The organism is Rhodococcus sp. NPDC047139, from assembly GCF_040643435.1.
Classification (GTDB): domain Bacteria; phylum Actinomycetota; class Actinomycetes; order Mycobacteriales; family Mycobacteriaceae; genus Rhodococcus.
This window is the reverse complement of the sequence record NZ_JBEYUH010000003.1, coordinates 300,150-317,144: the sequence shown is the minus strand read 5'-3', so window position 1 is coordinate 317,144 and position 16,995 is coordinate 300,150. Positions and strand designations below refer to the sequence as shown.

At 66.7% G+C, this 16,995-nt stretch carries 13 protein-coding genes; 3 read left to right on the top strand and 10 right to left on the bottom strand.

Annotated features, from left to right (window positions below; genetic code table 11):
• Positions 1-22: 22 nt before the first annotated feature.
• From glf to ABZ789_RS05435, 3 genes are all read right to left on the bottom strand, one after another.
• Positions 23-1,243, bottom strand: coding sequence for a UDP-galactopyranose mutase (gene glf, locus ABZ789_RS05445; protein ID WP_358420041.1), 1,221 nt, complete (start codon positions 1,241-1,243; stop codon positions 23-25).
• Positions 1,244-1,315: 72 nt separating this feature from the next.
• On the bottom strand, positions 1,316-2,071 hold the full coding sequence (locus ABZ789_RS05440; RefSeq protein WP_358420038.1) for a MerR family transcriptional regulator: 756 nt from the start codon (positions 2,069-2,071) through the stop codon (positions 1,316-1,318).
• 139 nt (positions 2,072-2,210) lie between these two features.
• Positions 2,211-3,770 carry a SpoIID/LytB domain-containing protein gene (locus ABZ789_RS05435; protein ID WP_358420035.1) on the bottom strand — a complete coding sequence of 520 codons (1,560 nt, stop codon included), beginning with the start codon at positions 3,768-3,770 and terminating at the stop codon, positions 2,211-2,213.
• A 272-nt stretch (positions 3,771-4,042) separates the two neighbouring features.
• On the opposite strand from ABZ789_RS05435, the gene ABZ789_RS05430 reads away from it, so the two are divergent.
• Positions 4,043-6,163, top strand: a complete 2,121-nt coding sequence (locus tag ABZ789_RS05430; protein ID WP_358420032.1) for an N-acetylmuramoyl-L-alanine amidase — start codon at positions 4,043-4,045, stop codon at positions 6,161-6,163.
• Between the two features lie 25 nt (positions 6,164-6,188).
• Here the strand turns inward: ABZ789_RS05430 and ABZ789_RS05425 are convergent, their stop codons facing one another.
• The gene (locus ABZ789_RS05425) at positions 6,189-7,049 is read right to left on the bottom strand and encodes an HAD family hydrolase (RefSeq protein ID WP_358420030.1); all 861 of its coding nucleotides are present in this window, start codon (positions 7,047-7,049) and stop codon (positions 6,189-6,191) included.
• 4 nt (positions 7,050-7,053) lie between these two features.
• Complete coding sequence (locus tag ABZ789_RS05420) at positions 7,054-7,860, bottom strand: lysophospholipid acyltransferase family protein (protein ID WP_358420027.1); 807 nt, start codon at positions 7,858-7,860, stop codon at positions 7,054-7,056.
• 126 nt (positions 7,861-7,986) lie between these two features.
• On the opposite strand from ABZ789_RS05420, the gene ABZ789_RS05415 reads away from it, so the two are divergent.
• A complete protein-coding gene (locus ABZ789_RS05415; protein WP_358420024.1) occupies positions 7,987-9,537 on the top strand; it encodes an MBL fold metallo-hydrolase in 1,551 nt (516 codons plus the stop codon).
• A gap of 19 nt (positions 9,538-9,556) precedes the next feature.
• On the opposite strand, the gene ABZ789_RS05410 is transcribed toward ABZ789_RS05415, so the two are convergent.
• On the bottom strand, positions 9,557-10,732 hold the full coding sequence (locus tag ABZ789_RS05410; protein ID WP_358420022.1) for an MFS transporter: 1,176 nt from the start codon (positions 10,730-10,732) through the stop codon (positions 9,557-9,559).
• Positions 10,733-10,845: 113 nt separating this feature from the next.
• Between ABZ789_RS05410 and ABZ789_RS05405 the strand changes: the two genes are divergently transcribed.
• Positions 10,846-11,346, top strand: a complete 501-nt coding sequence (locus ABZ789_RS05405; RefSeq protein ID WP_358420020.1) for a PaaI family thioesterase — start codon at positions 10,846-10,848, stop codon at positions 11,344-11,346.
• Between the two features lie 33 nt (positions 11,347-11,379).
• On the opposite strand, the gene ABZ789_RS05400 is transcribed toward ABZ789_RS05405, so the two are convergent.
• The 4 genes from ABZ789_RS05400 to ABZ789_RS05385 are packed head-to-tail and all read right to left on the bottom strand — an operon-like array spanning position 11,380 to position 16,978.
• Positions 11,380-12,726 (bottom strand): glutamate-1-semialdehyde 2,1-aminomutase, encoded by a 1,347-nt coding sequence (locus ABZ789_RS05400; RefSeq protein ID WP_358420018.1) that lies wholly within the window; start codon positions 12,724-12,726, stop codon positions 11,380-11,382.
• A 10-nt stretch (positions 12,727-12,736) separates the two neighbouring features.
• Positions 12,737-13,957, bottom strand: a complete 1,221-nt coding sequence (locus ABZ789_RS05395; RefSeq protein WP_358420016.1) for a GNAT family protein — start codon at positions 13,955-13,957, stop codon at positions 12,737-12,739.
• A 37-nt stretch (positions 13,958-13,994) separates the two neighbouring features.
• Complete coding sequence (locus tag ABZ789_RS05390) at positions 13,995-15,557, bottom strand: oligosaccharide flippase family protein (protein WP_358420013.1); 1,563 nt, start codon at positions 15,555-15,557, stop codon at positions 13,995-13,997.
• Between the two features lie 29 nt (positions 15,558-15,586).
• A complete protein-coding gene (locus ABZ789_RS05385) occupies positions 15,587-16,978 on the bottom strand; it encodes a polysaccharide pyruvyl transferase family protein (RefSeq protein ID WP_358420010.1) in 1,392 nt (463 codons plus the stop codon).
• Positions 16,979-16,995 lie beyond the last annotated feature (17 nt).

Sequence of the window (16,995 nt, the reverse complement as noted above, 5' to 3'; positions counted from 1 at the left end):
GTCGCCGCATGCTTCGCGGCGCTCACGACGCGTCCCCGGCGATGGGTGCGCCCGATTCGAAGTGCGGCGTGAGGACGTTGTCGAACATCGACAGCGCACTCGCGATCGCCATGTGCATGTCGAGGTACTGGTAGGTGCCGAGGCGGCCACCGAAGAGCACCTTGTTCTCCGCTGCTTCCTGCTTCGCGAGGGCGCGGTAGGCATTGAGCTTCTCGCGGTCCTCGGAGGTGTTGATCGGGTAGTACGGCTCGTCGTCGTTCTCGGCGAAACGCGAGTACTCGCGCATGATGACCGTCTTGTCGGCCGGGTACGTGTCGCGCTCGGGATGGAAGTGCCGGAACTCGTGGATCCGGGTGTACGGCACGTCGGCATCGTTGTAGTTCATGACGGGGGTCCCCTGGAAATCACCCGTCGGAAGCACCTCGGTTTCGAAGTCGAGGGTGCGCCATCCGAGCCGGCCCTCGGAGTAGTCGAAGTAGCGGTCGAGGGGTCCGGTGTAGACGACGGGGGCGTCGGGGCTCGCGGCGCGGATCTCCTCACGCACCTCGAACCAGTCGGTGTCGAGGCGGACCTCGATCCGCTCGTCCTCGGCCATCTTCTCGAGCCATGCCGTATAGCCGTCGACCGGCAGGCCCTCGTAAGTGTCGTTGAAGTAGCGGTTGTCGAAGGTGTAGCGGACGGGCAGCCGCGTGATGTTGCCGGCAGGCAGTTCCTTCGGGTCGGTCTGCCACTGCTTCGCCGTGTAGTCGCGGACGAACGCTTCGTACAGGGGGCGGCCGATCAGGGAGATCGCCTTCTCCTCGAGGTTCTTTGCATCGGCCGTGTCGATCTCGGCGGCCTGCTCCCTGATGAGGGCACGCGCCTCGTCGGGGCTGAAGTACCGGCCGAAGAACTGCGCCACAAGTCCGAGGCCCATGGGGAACTGGTAGGCCTGGCCCTTGTGCATCGCGAACACGCGGTGTTGATAGTTCGTGAAGTCGGTGAACTGGTTCACGTAGTCCCACACCCGCTTGTTGGATGTGTGGAAAAGGTGGGCACCGTACTTGTGGATCTCGATCCCGGTTTCCGGTTCGGGCTCGGAGTACGCGTTGCCACCGAGGTGGTGGCGACGCTCGACAACGAGCACGCGCTTCCCGAGCTGCGTGGCCGCGCGCTCGGCGATCGTCAGTCCGAAGAATCCGGAGCCGACGACGATCAGGTCGTACTCACCGGTGGAGGGCTGGGGCGCTGATGCAGCAGTCACGGGAGACCAGGGTATGCGACTACCGCGCGGTGGTGCCCTCTCGGTCCGGCCGGACCGAGAGGGCGATCACAATCACACGTACCGGGCAAGTGCGGCACGAACGAATTCGGCCCCCTTCCGGCCCCCGTAGTTCGCTGCGAAACGCTCGTCCTCGACGTACATGTCGGCGAGTCCGAGCACGTACTCCCGCGAGCTCCCTTCCGGCGTGCTGTGCCCCGGGGTGCCGGGGATCGACGCCAACCACTCGACGTGCCGCCGAGCGAGCTCCTGCGCCTCGGGGCCGGCCGGATCCAGTCCGGCCTCCGCCGCAGCGGTCCAGTCGCGGTTCAGCTGTTCGACCTGTGTCGCCCAGGCACTGCGCTCGTCGTCGCCCAGGCTGTGCCACCAGCGGTTGCTGTCGTCGTAGGCCCGTTCGCCCCACCGCTCGATCACTTCCTCCCGGTACCGGCGGTGGTCGAACCCGTCGAACACTTCGTCTGCCACGAGTCCCTCTCCTCTCTCCGTCTTCGCCAAGGTGGTTCGAACCGCCTCGATGCGGCGGTCCAATTGCCGGCGCTCGTGTTCGAGCAGGTCGAGGTGGGTACGCAGCGCGGTCGCGGTGTCGTCCTGCCCGACGAGCACCTCCCTGATCGCGGGCAACGCGAGTCCGAGATCGCGGAGCAGCAGGATGCGCTGGAGTCGCACGAGGGCATCCTCGTCGTAGAACCGCATGCCGTTGCTGCCGGTGCGGCACGGCGGCAACACGCCGACCTGGCCGTAGTGACGCAGGGTACGACTGGTGACGCCCGCAGCTCGGGCCAGTTCCTGGATGGACCACTCGCGCGGCACGTCCTCACCTCTTCCTTCCGACTGCGACCAGCGTGCATCTTGACGTTGCGTCAATGTCAACGCTCGTCGCCGAGGTGTGACGACGTCACCGGCCGGCCGCCCTGTTCGGGCGACCGGCCGGTCGATGTGTGCGGTCGGGTTACTCGGCGCTACCGGTGCTCGGGAACCAGTCCTGCAGGAAGCTCGCGTCGATCACTTGAGCTCCGAGTTCCGGCGTCCACACGATGGCACCACCGGTGAAGATCCGGAACTTGCCGATCTCGTCGGGCAGCATCAGTTCGGGGCCGAGGGGTGCGCCGAGCACACTCTCGACGCCGCCGAGGTCCAGATAAGCCTGTTCGATGGGAGAGGTCCCGGTGCCGCTGCCGAAGGGGTCGATGCCGACCTCCGGGCCGGGTTCGGCCACCGGGGCAGATTCGGGTGCGTCCTCGTCGATGCCTTCCTTCACGGTGAACCAGTCGGAGCGCAACCCCAGGCGGGTCCGCGCCTCGGCACCGGTCGTCTCGATGGTGCGGTCGGAGCCGACCACGCGGACGCGGGTCACGCGCCCACCTTCGGCGCCGAGATTGTTACGGGCGAGCACCTCGAAGGCTTGCAGGTCGCCGACGCCGAACTTGCTGCCGATCTCGGCAGCGGTGAAGGTCTTGGCCCATTCGCGGTTCGGTGCAACCTTGTCGCCCGCGTCCTCGACAGGCGGGAAGGTACCGCCTGCCGAGTATCCACCGGTGGACGCGGAGAACTCGCTGCGTACGACCTCGCCGTCCTTCATGAGGACGGTTCCGCGGGTGGTGCTCACACCGTCGTCCGTGCGCGGATCCTCGACACCCGATCCGCCGTAGACCTGGCAGTCGGTGGTGTCGCAGGTCTGCCACTTCTCGTGACGCTTCTCGGCGAGCGCGTAGGACCGTGCCGCGATGGCCTGCGCTCGCAGAGCCTCACTGCCTCCGGTGTCCGCCCAACCGGGCAGCGCCTCGGCCGGAACGACGCTGCGCAGGTAGTCCTCCACGTGGAGACGGTTGACGGTGCGCGGGGCAGCGCCGTCGAGCACCACACCGAGAGCACCGCGATAGGTCCTGTCGTCCGAGCACATGGTGAGGTGTTCGTTCGCGGGCCGGTCTTCGCCGAGGTCGATCGGGTCCACCCACGGCAGGTCGGTGGCGGTCTGCCACAGCACCTCACCACTGCATCCTGCGGTGACGACGACGTTCGCCCCACCGTCCGGAGTGGGGGTCAGGTGGGCCGCCTCACCGGGCGCGAGCTGCCGCCCGGCGACGATCATTCCGACATCGGAGAAGACATCGAGAGTTTGATCGTCGCGTCCGACGAGGCGGACCGCGATCATCGAATCTTCGACGGTGCCGAGTTCGGTGCCGCCGTAGTAGTGCGCGATGATCCGCTCGGCGGTCCATCCGTCCTGGGCGTAGCCGTAGGCGCCCCACTGCCCCATACCGCGACCGTGGCCGTGACCGAAGCCGCTGAACGTGAACGGCGTGTCGGCCGAAACCGCTTGGACGACACCGGGTGTCGCAGCGTTTCCTTGAACGAGCACCCCCAGGCCGGCTCCCACGAGCACGGCGGGAGCAATCCCGAGCGCGGCAGCACGAGCGATGGATGGACGCCATCCGTTCCGCAGCGGTCTGCCGACGATGATGCGCCGTCTCCGGATCTTGCCCCTGCGCCCGACGGACTGTCCTGCCATGACGTTGCTCCCTCGTAGTCACTTGCGGCGCGAACTCGTGATCCGCGATATATCGGACATTTTCGACCAATCCTCAAGCTCAGGTTGAGGCTTAAGGTTTTCTGCGTCTAGTGTGACAAGAGTGACGGAGCTCGGCAACAAAAGTCACAACAGCAACACAAGAATCACGTGTTACCCAACTTTCGTGGCCGATTCGGCCTGCGGAAGCGATATCTGAGGGACGATCCGAAGTCGAACCGTCCCCTCGAGCACAACGACAGGGAGAAGCAACAGTGCCGCATCGCCGCCCCAAGCCGTCGATCGTCCTGGGTGCCGTCGCCGCCCTGGCCGTCGCGACACCCTTCGCCGTCTCCGGGCTCACCAGCACCGCCCCCGAGATCCGGCCTGCCAACGACGCCGTAGAGGCGGTGGCACCCGACATCGCGGAAGTCGTGCTCGCCTCGGTGCCCGACCTGATCATCCCGCTCGAGGAATTGACCGGTCTCAACCTGCCCGATCTCAATCTCCGCGAGATCGTCGACGGACTCCCTCAGATCACCACCGCGCCCGACCCGAACGGCGGGATCGTCGAGCGGGTCGGTGCGACCGTCAAGGAACTCACCCGCGACACTCCGTTCAGCCTCGTCGCGCTCGCGGCCGAGGACGTCGCTGCCACCGACGCGCTGATCCGCGCTCGGCAGGAAGACGGCAGCTGGGGTCCGTGGACCGCAACCGAGCCGATCGAGACGCGCGCCGACGACGCCACGAACGAAGGGCGTTCCGGCACGGAGCCGATCTATGTCGGCGCGACTCGGGCGGTACAGGTGCTGCTCACGCCGCGCCCCGGCCCCGAACCGAATCTCGCCGGTGCGGAAGCCCCGCCCGCTCCCGCGCCCGAAGCTCCCGCCCCCGAAGCCCCGGCACCCGAAGCCCCGGCACCCGAAGCTCCGGCACCCGAGGCTCCTGCCGAGGCACCGGCGCCTGTCGACGAAGCACCCGCACCCGTCGCCGAACCCGGCGCCGATGCGCCCGAGCTGGGATATGTGCCCGCCTCCTCGTCCAAGCCGTTACGTGAGAACCCGCTGCAGGCGGCTGCCGAAGCGGTCAGCGCCGTGCTCATTTCCCCCGGCGCAAGCGAATTCGACGCACGGCTCGGCGACATCGCGAGTCCGCTCGGCAGCTCCGGACTGAAGGTGATCACCCGTAGGCAGTGGGGCGCCGACGAGTCGCTCCGGTGCCAGAATCCCACCTACGACGACTCGCTCGGCGGCGCGACCGTGCACCACACCGCGGGGAGCAACAACTACTCGATGGCGGAATCCCCCGGGATCGTGCGCGCGATCTACGCCTACCACGCACGGACCCTCGGCTGGTGCGACATCGGCTACAACACGCTCGTGGACAAGTACGGCCAGATCTTCGAAGGCCGTGCCGGCGGCCTCGAACGCAACGTGCAGGGCGCTCACGCCGGTGGTTTCAACGAGAACACCCACGGCATCGCAATCATGGGCGACTTCTCCACCCAGATCCCGCCGCAGGCGGCGATCGATTCGGTCGGCCGGTTCCTCGGCTGGCGACTGGCGCGGGCGGGCCTCGATCCCAAGGGTCGCACCACCATGTACTCCGAGGGCACGTCGTTCACCCCGTACCCGCGCGGTACTGCGGTCCAACTGCCGATCATCTTCGCGCACCGCGACGTGGGTAACACCAGTTGCCCGGGTAACGGCGCCTACGGTCAGATGGGCAGAATCCGCGACATCGCCGCAGCTGCGGCGAAGGGTGGCGGCGGCGGCCCGGTGCCGTCGAATCCCCAGCCCTCGAACCCCCAGCCGTCGAATCCGCCGACCTCAGGGCTGCCGAACATCCCGGACGTCGATCTCGGAGGCCTGGCCTCCGGGTCTGCGGACACCGCCGAAGGTGTGGTCGACCAGCTGATCCAGCTCTCCGGTCATCCCCTCGTCCAGAAGTGGCTCGCCGAGGGTGGCGAACTCGGACGGCTCGGGCAGGCGCTGACCACGATCCTCCCCGCCGTCAAGAGCGGTTTCGAACGCGTCAACTTCGTCAACGGTGCCATCTACACCTCCCCCAACGGTGGAACATGGACGGTACTCGGCGAGATCTACAAGGCATGGGAAAAAGACGGACTCGACGCTGGTGAGCTGGGGTTGCCCACCAGCGACGAGTACAGGGTGCCGGACGGTCTGCGTTCGGACTTCGAGTTCGGCTCGCTGATCTTCAACGAAGTCACGGGCGTCGTGACAAAGGTGCTGCGCGCCTATGACGACTCATACGACGGGGCGTTGCAGGATCAGCCGGCCGACGTCGCAGGACCCGCGCCCGAGGGCGCCCCTGCGCCCGAACCCGAACCGGCCGCTGCGCCGGAACCGGCACCCGAGCCGGCGCCCGCGGCCTGACCCGCGGCGCACCGGCACGAACGAGTCACCGCCACCACCGCTCGAGAACGCGGGCCACCCCGTCCTCGACGTTGGTGGCGGTGACTTCGTCTGCGACCGATTTGGCTTCCGGATGGGCGTTCTCCATCGCGACCCCGTGACGGGCCATCGACAACATCGGGATGTCGTTGGGCATGTCCCCGAATGCCACGAGTTCGTCGTGGGAGACGCCCAGATGCCTCGCCATGTCGCGTAGACCGGAGGCCTTCGTGACCCCCGCAGCCGAGATCTCGATGAGTCCGTGGGTGGTCGAATAGGTGACGTCGACGAGCCCGTGCAGTTTCGGAACGAGGGCCTCCGCCATCTCCCGGCTGGTCATGCCGGGGAGGCGGACGAGCAACTTGATGGCAGGCTCACCGATCACCTCGTGCTCGGCGAGTTCGGTGTTGTCCGGATTCAACCAGGCGTGTTCGTATCCGGGGGCGCTGACGAACTGCGGCGTCGCCGCGTCGTGAGCCCGCTCCCCCACTCGTTCTGCGGCCAGACCACAGCCCGGAAGCACCGACGAGGCCACCTCGGCGAGCCACGCCAGCTCGTCCGCCTCGAGTACCGCGGCGCTGAGCACGCGGTCGGCGGCACTGTCGTAGAGCACCGCGCCGTTCGCACACACCGCCATCGGCGCGTAGCCCAACTGGTCGACCACCGGCGCGATCCAGCGCGGTGGACGGCCGGTGGCCAGGACGAAAGGCGTTCCGGAATCGACCACCGCGTGCACCGCAGCGCGTGTTCGATCGGACACCTTCTCGGCGTCGTCGATCAGGGTGCCGTCGACGTCGGTCGCCACCAGACCTGGGCGCGGGGCCTGTGTGTCGTCCCGACGCGGTTCTCGGCTCGGCTGTGCGTTCACTCCGTCATTGTGCCGAAGTACCGCGCTCGTCGTCGCGCTCGTTGCTCACCGCACCTTCACGCTCGGCACGCTCGCGTGCCTTCCGCGCCCGGCGCTCGGCCGCTGCGGCTTCGTCCAGAGCGGTCGCCTCCTCGAGCGTCGGCGCTGACCCGCCGAGGCGGCGAGGCACCCAGTAGGCACCCTGCTCGTGGACGTAGGCGTCCTGGACCCTGTGCAGCATCGTCTCCATGGTGGCGTGCAGCTGCGCGGTCATCTCGGTTGCCGGCTCGTACGGCTGGATCGGGGCGCCCACCTCGATGGTGATCGGTGTGTTCGTGCGTCCCAGCCGCTTCGGGTGCCCCTTCGTCCACACCCGCTGCGACCCCCAGATGATCATGGGAATCACCGGGACGCCGGCTTCGTTCGCCATCCGCGCCGCACCCGAGCGGAACGCCTTGAGTTCGAAACTGCGGCTGATCGTCTCCTCCGGGAACACGCCGACGAGCTCTCCTGCGCGCAGCGCCTCCACGGCCAGCCGGTACGACTCGCGGGCGTCGCCGCGGTCGACGGGGATGTGCTTCATCGCACGCATCATGGGGCCGGAGATCTTGTGGTCGAAGACTTCCTTCTTCGCCATGAAGCGGACGTACCGCTTGGTGACCCGGGCAGGGAGCCCGGCGTAGGTGAAATCCAGATAGCCCGTGTGATTGATCGCGATCACCGCACCGCCTGTCGCCGGGATGTTCTCCTCCCCTGTGACCGTGAATTTCAGCCCTTGCGCTGCGAAGAGCGTGCGAGCGACACCGATGATGGTCCGATAGAAGGGTTCCACGCCGGTCAGCCTAGCGGGGTGTCCCGGCCCCGCCCACCGGATGCGCTCCACGGTGCCGACGCGCGTGCCCATCCTGCCTCCCCCTAACCTGGAAGACACGTAGGTCAGCACGTCAGGAGGCAGAAGGTGCAGATCACCAGCGTCGGACACGCGGGTTTCCACATCCGGACCGAAGCGGGCTCCATCCTGTGCGATCCATGGGTGACCCCCGCATATTTCGCGTCGTGGGTGCCGTTCCCCGACAACACGGGACTCGACTGGGACGCACTCGGCGACGTCGACTATCTGTACGTCTCACACCTGCACAAGGACCACTTCGATCCCGACACCCTGAGCAAGCACGTCAACAAGGACGCCACCGTCCTGCTGCCCGATTATCCGGTGCCCGACCTGCGCCGCGAACTCGAGAAGCTCGGTTTCACCAAGTTCTTCGAGACGACGGATTCCGTCAAGCACACCGTCAGTGGTCCCAAGGGCGACCTGGACGTCATGATCATCGCGCTGCGTGCCCCGGCGGACGGACCGATCGGCGACTCCGGCCTCGTGGTGTCCGACGGCGAGACGACCGTGTTCAACATGAACGACGCGCGGCCGATCGACATGGACGTCATGCTCGATGCGTTCGGGAAGATCGACATCCACCTGCTGCAGTACTCCGGGGCCATCTGGTACCCGATGGTCTACGACATCCCCAAGAAGACGAAGGCCAACTTCGGCAAGCAGAAGCGTCAGCGCGGTATGGATCGTTGCCGCAGTTACATCGACCAGGTCGATGCGACATGGATCGTGCCCTCGGCCGGCCCGCCGGTCTTCCTGGACGCCGACCTGCGCGACCTCAACGACGACCATGGCGACGAGGGAAACATTTTTCCCGACCAGCAGGTCTTCCTGGAGCAATTGCGTATCCACGGCCGCGAGGGCGGTCTGCTGATGATTCCGGGTTCGGTGGTGGATCTGAAGGGCAGCGAGCACATGACGCTCACCCACCCGATCCCCGACGATCAGGTCGAGGCGATCTTCACGAACAAGGCCGCCTACATCGAGGACATGGCACAGCGTTTCGCGCCGGTCATCGCGGCACAGAGGGCCACCTGGGCCCCTGCCGAGGGCGAGCCGCTCCTGCCCGCGCTCAAGGCGAAGTTCGAGCCGATCATGGCGCAGTCCGACCTCATCTGCGACGGCATCGGTTACCCCGTCGGTCTGGTGATGGGCGAGGAAACCGTGGTACTCGACTTCCCGAAGCGCATCGTGCGCGAACCCGTCGAGGGAGAAGGCAAGTACCGCTACGGTTTCCGCATCGCACCCGAACTGGTTCGTACGGTCCTGCGCGACGACGAGCCCGACTGGGTCAACACCATCTTTCTGTCCACCCGATTCACGGCGTGGCGTGTCGGGGGCTACAACGAGTTCCTCTACACCTTCTTCAAGTGCCTGACCGACGAGCGGATCGCGTACGCCGACGGCTGGTTCTCCGAAGCACACGACGACACCGCGTCCATCGAGTTGGGTGGCTACGAGATCCAGCGTCGCTGCCCCCACCTGAAGGCGGATCTGTCGAAGTTCGGTGTCGTCGAGGGCACCACGCTGACGTGCAACCTGCACGGCTGGCAGTGGGATCTCGAATCGGGCCGGTGCAAGACCTCGAAGGGACACGAGCTGCGTAGCAGCAAGTTGTGACCCGCACCCGACAGAACCTTCACGATCGATCCCGGGCGGGTCGCGCCGGAGGCAACAGCCTCGGCGCGACCACGCCCAGCCCGATCAGTGGAAGCACCGTCACCGCGACCAGCACCGACATCGGCAACCACAGCGAGCCGAGCGCGTAACCGGCGAAGACCGCGACCGACAGCACCTCGCTCGTCAGGCCGACGACGGACGAGACGGTTGCACGGGCTCGGCCGGACATCGTCTCCTGCAGGCGCGCCTCGGCGACGATCGCCGTGTTGTGCAGCGCGCCGTAACCGATACCGATCGCTGTGAATCCGGCGATCCCTCCGGTGAGCGCACCCCCTGCGATCAGCGCCGATCCGACCGTCACGACGGCACCCATCGTGCGGCCGCTCATCGATGCCGTCCGCCCGGCGGTCGCGGCACCGACCACCTGTCCGGCCGCCGTCAGCGCGACCAGCACGGGTACGAATCCGGTATCCGCCCCCGATTCACGCGCGAGGAGAGCGAAGTACTCGTCGAAGGCGAGGCAGGCGAGCAGGGCGGCCGCGAGGACCACCGATCGTCGCACCGCCCGGTCGGTGCGGATCTCGGACGTTCCCGCACGCAGCGACGACATGTAGCGGGCGAGAACGGTCTCGCCGCTGCCGGCGATCTCGTCCGCCTCCTCCGCTTTGGGGGCGGAGGGAAGCGTTCCCACGAGCGCGATGCCGACGACGGTGATCGCGACCGACACCCAGCCCACGAGTGTGTATCCACCGAGTTCGAACAGCGGTGCCGCGGTGAGGATCCCGACGAAAACGCATGCGATCTCGCCTGCGTTGGCGTATCCCATGACCGCCGCGTAGCGGTGTTCGCTCCCGCGCACGGCGAGTTCGTCGTAGACGAGGGCCTCGAAGGTGCCGGATTTCAGCGACTCGCTGACGCCCCACAGGACGAAGCCGAGCGCGAACCCCCAATAACCGGGCCAGATCAGCCACGTCGTGAATGCGGCGGTGAACAGCGCGCCGCTGCCGAACAGCAGACCGCGACGGGAGACGGTGTCGGCCCACGCACCCGAGGGCACCTCGGAGACGAAGGCGACAACCGACCACAGGACGAACAGCGACGAGATGGAGCGGGTGTCGAGTCCGTGGTCCTCGAACAGCAGCGCGTACAGGCCGTAGAGCGGCACGAAATCACGGATGGACGCGTACGCGACCACCCGCGCGGACAGCGAGGTTACCGGGTCGGATCAACATCGTCGGCGCATGAATCGAGAATGGCACGTCCGTCTCCGCATGTCACGCTCCGGACCATCGGATACGGTCGGTCATCGTGAGCACGGACGAGGAAGAACAGCGGCAGCGCACCTACACCTGGGAGGATCCGGCACCGACGTCGGCGGCCAACCGCGACATGCACGGCCTCGACTTCCTGCGCGGTGTGATCGACGGGACGATCCCCCATCATCCGACGTCCCGGACGCTCGGCTTCACCGTCACCGACGCGCGGGAAGGCTTCGCGGAGGTGACGATCGAGCCCCAGGAGTTCCACGCCAACGCGGTGGGCAGCATCCACGGGGGGGTGCTCGCCACCTTGTTCGACACCGCGATGGGCTTCTGCGTCGCGAGCACTCTCGAGGCCGGCGTCGGATACACCACCCTCGACCTGCAGGTGCGCTACATCCGGCCGGTACAGACGGGTAAGGGCATCGTCCGGGTGCAGGGCTTCTGCGAGCACACGGGAGGTCGCACCGCGACGGCGCGCGGTGAGGCACGCGACGCGGACGGCCGCCTGCTCGCAACGGCCTCGTGCACCTGCCTGATCCTGCGCTGATCACCCCGATCTCCGACGGTCGGGTTCGTCCTCCTACTGGAGTCTGCGCGGCGCGGCGAGCGAACGGATCGCCGGCGCCACCGGCCGCCCCCGCAGGAGACCCTCGACACTCCCCGCGTCGATCGCTTTCCGGTACACCACGAGCGCCGCTTCCACCGCGGCGACGGTGAGGTCGATGTCGTCATCGCTGTGTGCCGCCGACACGACGAACGACTGGCCCAGGACCCCGCGGTCGAGCAGTTCGGCGAGGAACAGTGTCCGGTACTCCTGCGACGGCTTCAGGTCGGGTCCGCGGGTCGAGAAGACCAGGCACGACGGTCTGCCTTCCACCCGGACGTACTCCTCGAGTTCCATCTCGGCCGAGAGCATGTTCACTGCGGCGGCGAGGCGTGTGCCGGCGGCCTCCATACGTTCGATCGGCCGCTCGGTCTCGTACGCCCGTACCACTGCACGGAAGGCGGCGAGCGAGGCAGTTTCCGGTCCGTGCGTGGTCGAGAGCAGGAATACCCGTTCGGAGTCGGTCCCCAGACCGCCGAGTTCCATGTACTCGCGGCGACCGGCGAGCGCGGAGATCGGAAATCCGTTCCCCATCGCCTTGCCCCAGCACGAAAGGTCCGGCCGCACGCCGTAGACCGACTGCGCCCCGTGTTCCGACCAGCGGAAGCCGGTGATCATCTCGTCGAGCACCATCAGCGCACCGTGACGATCGCACAGCTGCCGCACACCCTCGAGGAAACCGGGCGCAGGTTCGGCTGTCGCAGTTGCTGCTTCGAGGACGACGCACGCCACCGGATGCGCGGTGAGGGCCGCTTCGAGCGAGGCGAGATCGTTGTAACCGAACCGCAGGGTGAGTGATCGCGCGCTCTCCGGGATGCCCGCACTCATCGGTGTGGTTCCGATGAACCAGTCGTCCACAGAAAAGAAAGGATGTTCGCAGACGGCGATGTGCTCACGTCCGGTTGCCGCACGCGCGAGACGTACCGCTGCCGTCGTGGCGTCGGACCCGTTCTTGGCGAACTTGACCATGTCGGCACCAGGCACGAGCGAGAGGAAATCCTCGGCTGCCTCGACTTCGAGAAGGGTGGGCCGGCTGAAGTTGGTCCCCCTCCGGACGGCTTCGGCGACGGCCTCGACGACCGGGCGGTAGCCGTGCCCCAAAGTCACCGAACGCAGTCCCATCCCGTATTCGACATAGCGGTTCCCGTCCACATCCCACACGTGCGCCCCGCTCCCGTGAGTGAGGATCGGCGTCATATGTTCGGGGTACTGGTCCGAGCCGCGCGCGTAGGTGTGGGCACCTCCGGGCACGAGTTCGTGGAGGCGCCGCTGCAGATGTGCAGATCGCTCGAAGGTGCGTGCCGCCGAATCGGATTCGTTCATCGTCATTCTCCTACGTGGACACTCGATCGTGCATCTGCGGATCGTTTACGGAAGCGCTACCCGCGACTGCTGCCCACAGGTCCAGGTCCCTCAGCCGGCGATCGCGCGTGGTGATGCCGTGCATGCGCCCTTCTCTGGAGAGCCCCAGTTCCCGAGCGAAGTCGGCCGCTGCCGCATTGCAGGAATCCACCCCGGTCTGTACCCGCTCGATTCCCAACACGTCGAATGCTCGTCCGAGCACCCATTCCGCCGCCGGGAGAAGCGCGCGGTGGGAGTGCCCACCGATCGCATCCACACGCATCGTGGCGTCGTGCCGGACGAGGTCGAGGGGTCCGAAACCCACCGTCCCGAGATGGGCACCATCCTTTTCAACGTGGTACCCGAAGGCGTGTCCCGACCACCCCGCCCACGGTGAGGTCGGTTGCCACGCCCCCTCCAGGAGACATTCCCCGGCCCGTCGTCCATGTCGCCCCGGCGGCCGAGGCAAATCCCGGACAGGCCGCAGGAAGAGGCCGCCGAGGGTCACGGGTGCCACCTGCAATGCTGCCCGCCCGCGGGCCAGACGTTTCGTGGTGCCCAGCACGAAACGACAACCGGCAACAAGACATCTCGGTGAGAGCCCCCTCCCCACGGACTGCCGGGTGTGGACCACCGGCACGGTGGGATCGGACCACCTGGCGGCCAGTCCTTCATCGGGCACCCGATCGGCCGTCATGGCGAACAGGATGTGGTCCTTGCGACGACCCCCTGCGGCGAAGGACGACTTCATGATCGCCTCGCGGACGAAACCGATCCGGTCGGCGCCACGTGCAGCGGCAAGATTGTCGACACAGATCGGGGCCGTGATCCGATGCAGACCCAACACGGTGAACGCGTGGTCCATCAGCATCGATCCGGCGATGTGCCCGATCACCCGCCCACCTGCCGTCGAATCCATCCAGATGGACATCTCCGCCGAGCGGCTCACAGGATCGATGCCGGACAGGCCGATCTGTCCGGCGAAACACCCGTCGACCTCGATCACGAAGCCGAGAGAGCGACGAGAGGATCGCAGGTGCAGGCACTCGCGCACCCAATGCTCCTGTGTGTGCCGCTCCTCCCAGGACAACGAGCTCGATGCCCAGAACGGTTCGATGAGGGCGCGATCACGCAGTCGGATCCGGCGCCAGTCCTGGAAGTCCGAGAATCTCGGAGGCCGGAGCCGGATCACTTCTCCGGTCTGTGAGACCACGGTGAGTTCCGTGGATCCACGTTTCGCGGGGGGTGTTCTAGGAAACGACATGGGTCTCCCTCCTCGTCCTGACAACTGCGACAAGCCGCCCGGCCATGGAGACCAGTTCGGTCATGGCAGATCTCGCGAAGACACCGAGCGCCAGGAGATAGGCGGCTGCGAATACGAGCGCGTCGATGAGCAGGAACGCGACGGCGACGAGAGTCGGGCGCGTATCGCTGTGCATGAGGTGATGCTCGAACAGCCAGAGCACCCCCGTGGCCAGCGCCGCCGCGGGTAGCGGAGGGAGGATCGCCCCGGCGAGTTGCGACAGCGATACGGGAATGCATCGCCTGGCGAGGGCAAGAACGACGATGCCGACGATGATCGCGGTGATCGAAACCGACAGGGCCGCTCCCACGAGGCCGAAGAATCCGACCAACGCGAGCAGCAGAACCAGGCCTACTCCGACTTCGGTGAGCGTGTACCAGTTCAGCAATCCCGTCCGACCGCAGCCCTTGATGATCTCCTCACTGACACAGATGAATGCTTTTCCGAGACTGAGGCCGGCCAGTGCGACCACCACCGGACCGGCTCCGCGCCACGGCTCCCCCAGTACGACGACCACTGCGGGAGTCCCCGCAGCGATCATCAGCCCGGAACACGCAGCGGCGCCGATGGTCGCCCATTGCAGGGCTCGCAGGTAGGCCGATATCAACCGTGTGGGGTCATTCGCGATCCGCGAGAAGGCCGGAAACAATGCGACCGAACCGATCTCGATGATCGCCATTTCCGGGATGCGTGCGATCCGCTGACCGTACCGGAAGAATCCGAGGTCGGACGCACTGAGCCCTCGGCCCACCACGACCGCCTCCGTCGCTGCCTGCACGCGCGAGCCGATCATGCCCAGCACGAGAGGTGCTCCGTATCGTGCGAGTTCACGCCAGAGGGCGAACGACGCCCGCCCACGCCCGGGCCGCCAGCTCGTGATCGCCCATACCGACACGACCAGGGTGAGATACGAGACGTAGGTGCCGGCCACCATGCTCCACACGCCCCACCCGAGAGCGGCCGTCGACACCGCGACCGCCGCGTAGCTCACGGCGACGGCTGGGCCGACAATCAACCGCCTTTTCACGCTGAACTCGCGCTGCAGCATGGCTTCCGGCACGTTGGCGACCGAGTAGATGAGCAGGGCGCCGGAAGTGGCAGCCGCGACCAGACCTGCGGTGGTGCTGTCGAAGATCGCCCCGATCACGGGCGCGGCTGCCAGTGCACCGACACCCATGACGATTCCTGCCAGCAAGGTCGCCCGGAAGACCGTCTCGGCGGCATCGGCGACATCGGTCTCTCTCTGGATGAGCCCCGACCGGAGACCACCTTCGACAAAGGCCCCGAAGAACGTGGTGAGAACTGTTCCGGCAACGAAGATTCCGATCTCCGCAGGCGTGAGCAGGCGAGCGAGGGCGACCGTCTGGGCGAGCGAAACCAGTTCGCAGAAGAGTAGTGCGACGGTCGACGCCCCGGCCACCCTGCCGATCGATGCCATCAGCGACCGCCCGCCCATGGCATCCACCGTCCGGTCGACCGGCTCGTTCTCCTCACGCGTCGTTCCACTCACTCTGGCGCTCCTTCCGGCCTGTACTCGACTCAGTGATGTTCGACGCGTGTGTGTTCGGCGAGCGCGAAGACGTGTTCGAAGGCCAGGTGGCCTCGACGGATCCACTCTCGAGCCTGCCCGCGGAGACGTCCGCGAACCTCTTCCGCCTGCCGCCAGGAGTCGCGAATGGCTGCCGCGAGTTTGATTCCGAGGGAGGGATCATCCAGATGCAGCAGGGTGAGTCCTCCTCCGAACAGGTCTTCGAGACCGCGGAACTTGTCGTCGTAGTAGCGGGTCGACGAGAGTGCGACGACGGGAATTCCCCGGGACAGCGCGAACACTGCGAGGTGGTAGGCACCGGTTACGAGGACGCGGCACTGCGAGACCTGATCGACGATCTGAGCGGGTGCGACATACCTGGGAAGCGGCTCGGCCGCGGACCAGGCTCCGCGCACGATCGGAAGCGTCGAACGCCGGTCCTGGGAACGATATTCCGCGATGATCAGCGGCACGAGCGTCGACGAGTATTCGTAGGCGACCGTCTGCACGACCTTGCGGACGGTTTCTCTCGCGGCATCGGACACCGGCGCGTAGGTGGCCATGCGCAGGCACACCCCGATGTCCGCTCCGATGCCGGTATCACTTTCGGTGTACGCGAGTTCGATGGCGTCGTCACCGGTGACGAGGATCCGTTCGTCCGGCACTCCGGCTCGCTCCAGGATCTTCGGTCCGCGCAGGCGTTCCCTGAGGGATATGAAGTCCACTCGTGGCAGGACTTCGGTTGCACGCTGCTGCAGTATCGGGTCGTCGAGAGGGCCGAGGCCCTGACCGATCATGGCGACGGGGATGCCGTTGTCGCAGGCGTGCTCGATCAGATTGAAGACGCGGTGCGCCTGTGCACCGTCGGAATCGGTGATGTAGCCGCCCCCGAGTACGAGCAGCAGCGATGCCTTCTCGACGGCGGCTGCACTTCCCGGGTGCACCGGGCGGCCGGCACCGGCTGCGCGGGACGGAACCGATGAGTCCGAGGCCTGCTGCAAGGGGAGACGATTGCGAACGAGCCGTTCGAGGCGGCGCCGTAGCCCCCGCGCCCTCTGCGGAAGCCACACCCTGAACCGGACGAGTCCGAGAACGACCGGGCCTACGATACGGGGACCCAGTGCCGCGAGAAAGTCCTCCGCGATGGTGGGCTCCGCCCACGCGTCGGATGCGAAGACGGTGACACCCTTCGCCGTCGGGTGATAGGCACGAAGTAGCAGGGGAACGTCGGTGAGCACCCGGATCTGCGCGTCGGGCCATCGACGGCGAAGGCGGGTTATGGTGACCTCGAGCATCGCCAGGTCCCCGTTGTTACGAAGCCAGTACTCGCTGCTCTCGATAAGTATGCGAACCGGAGTAACCGCCGGTTCTTCCGAGTGCGTCGCGCAGTGGTGGTAGATCATCCGATGATCCGATCCTC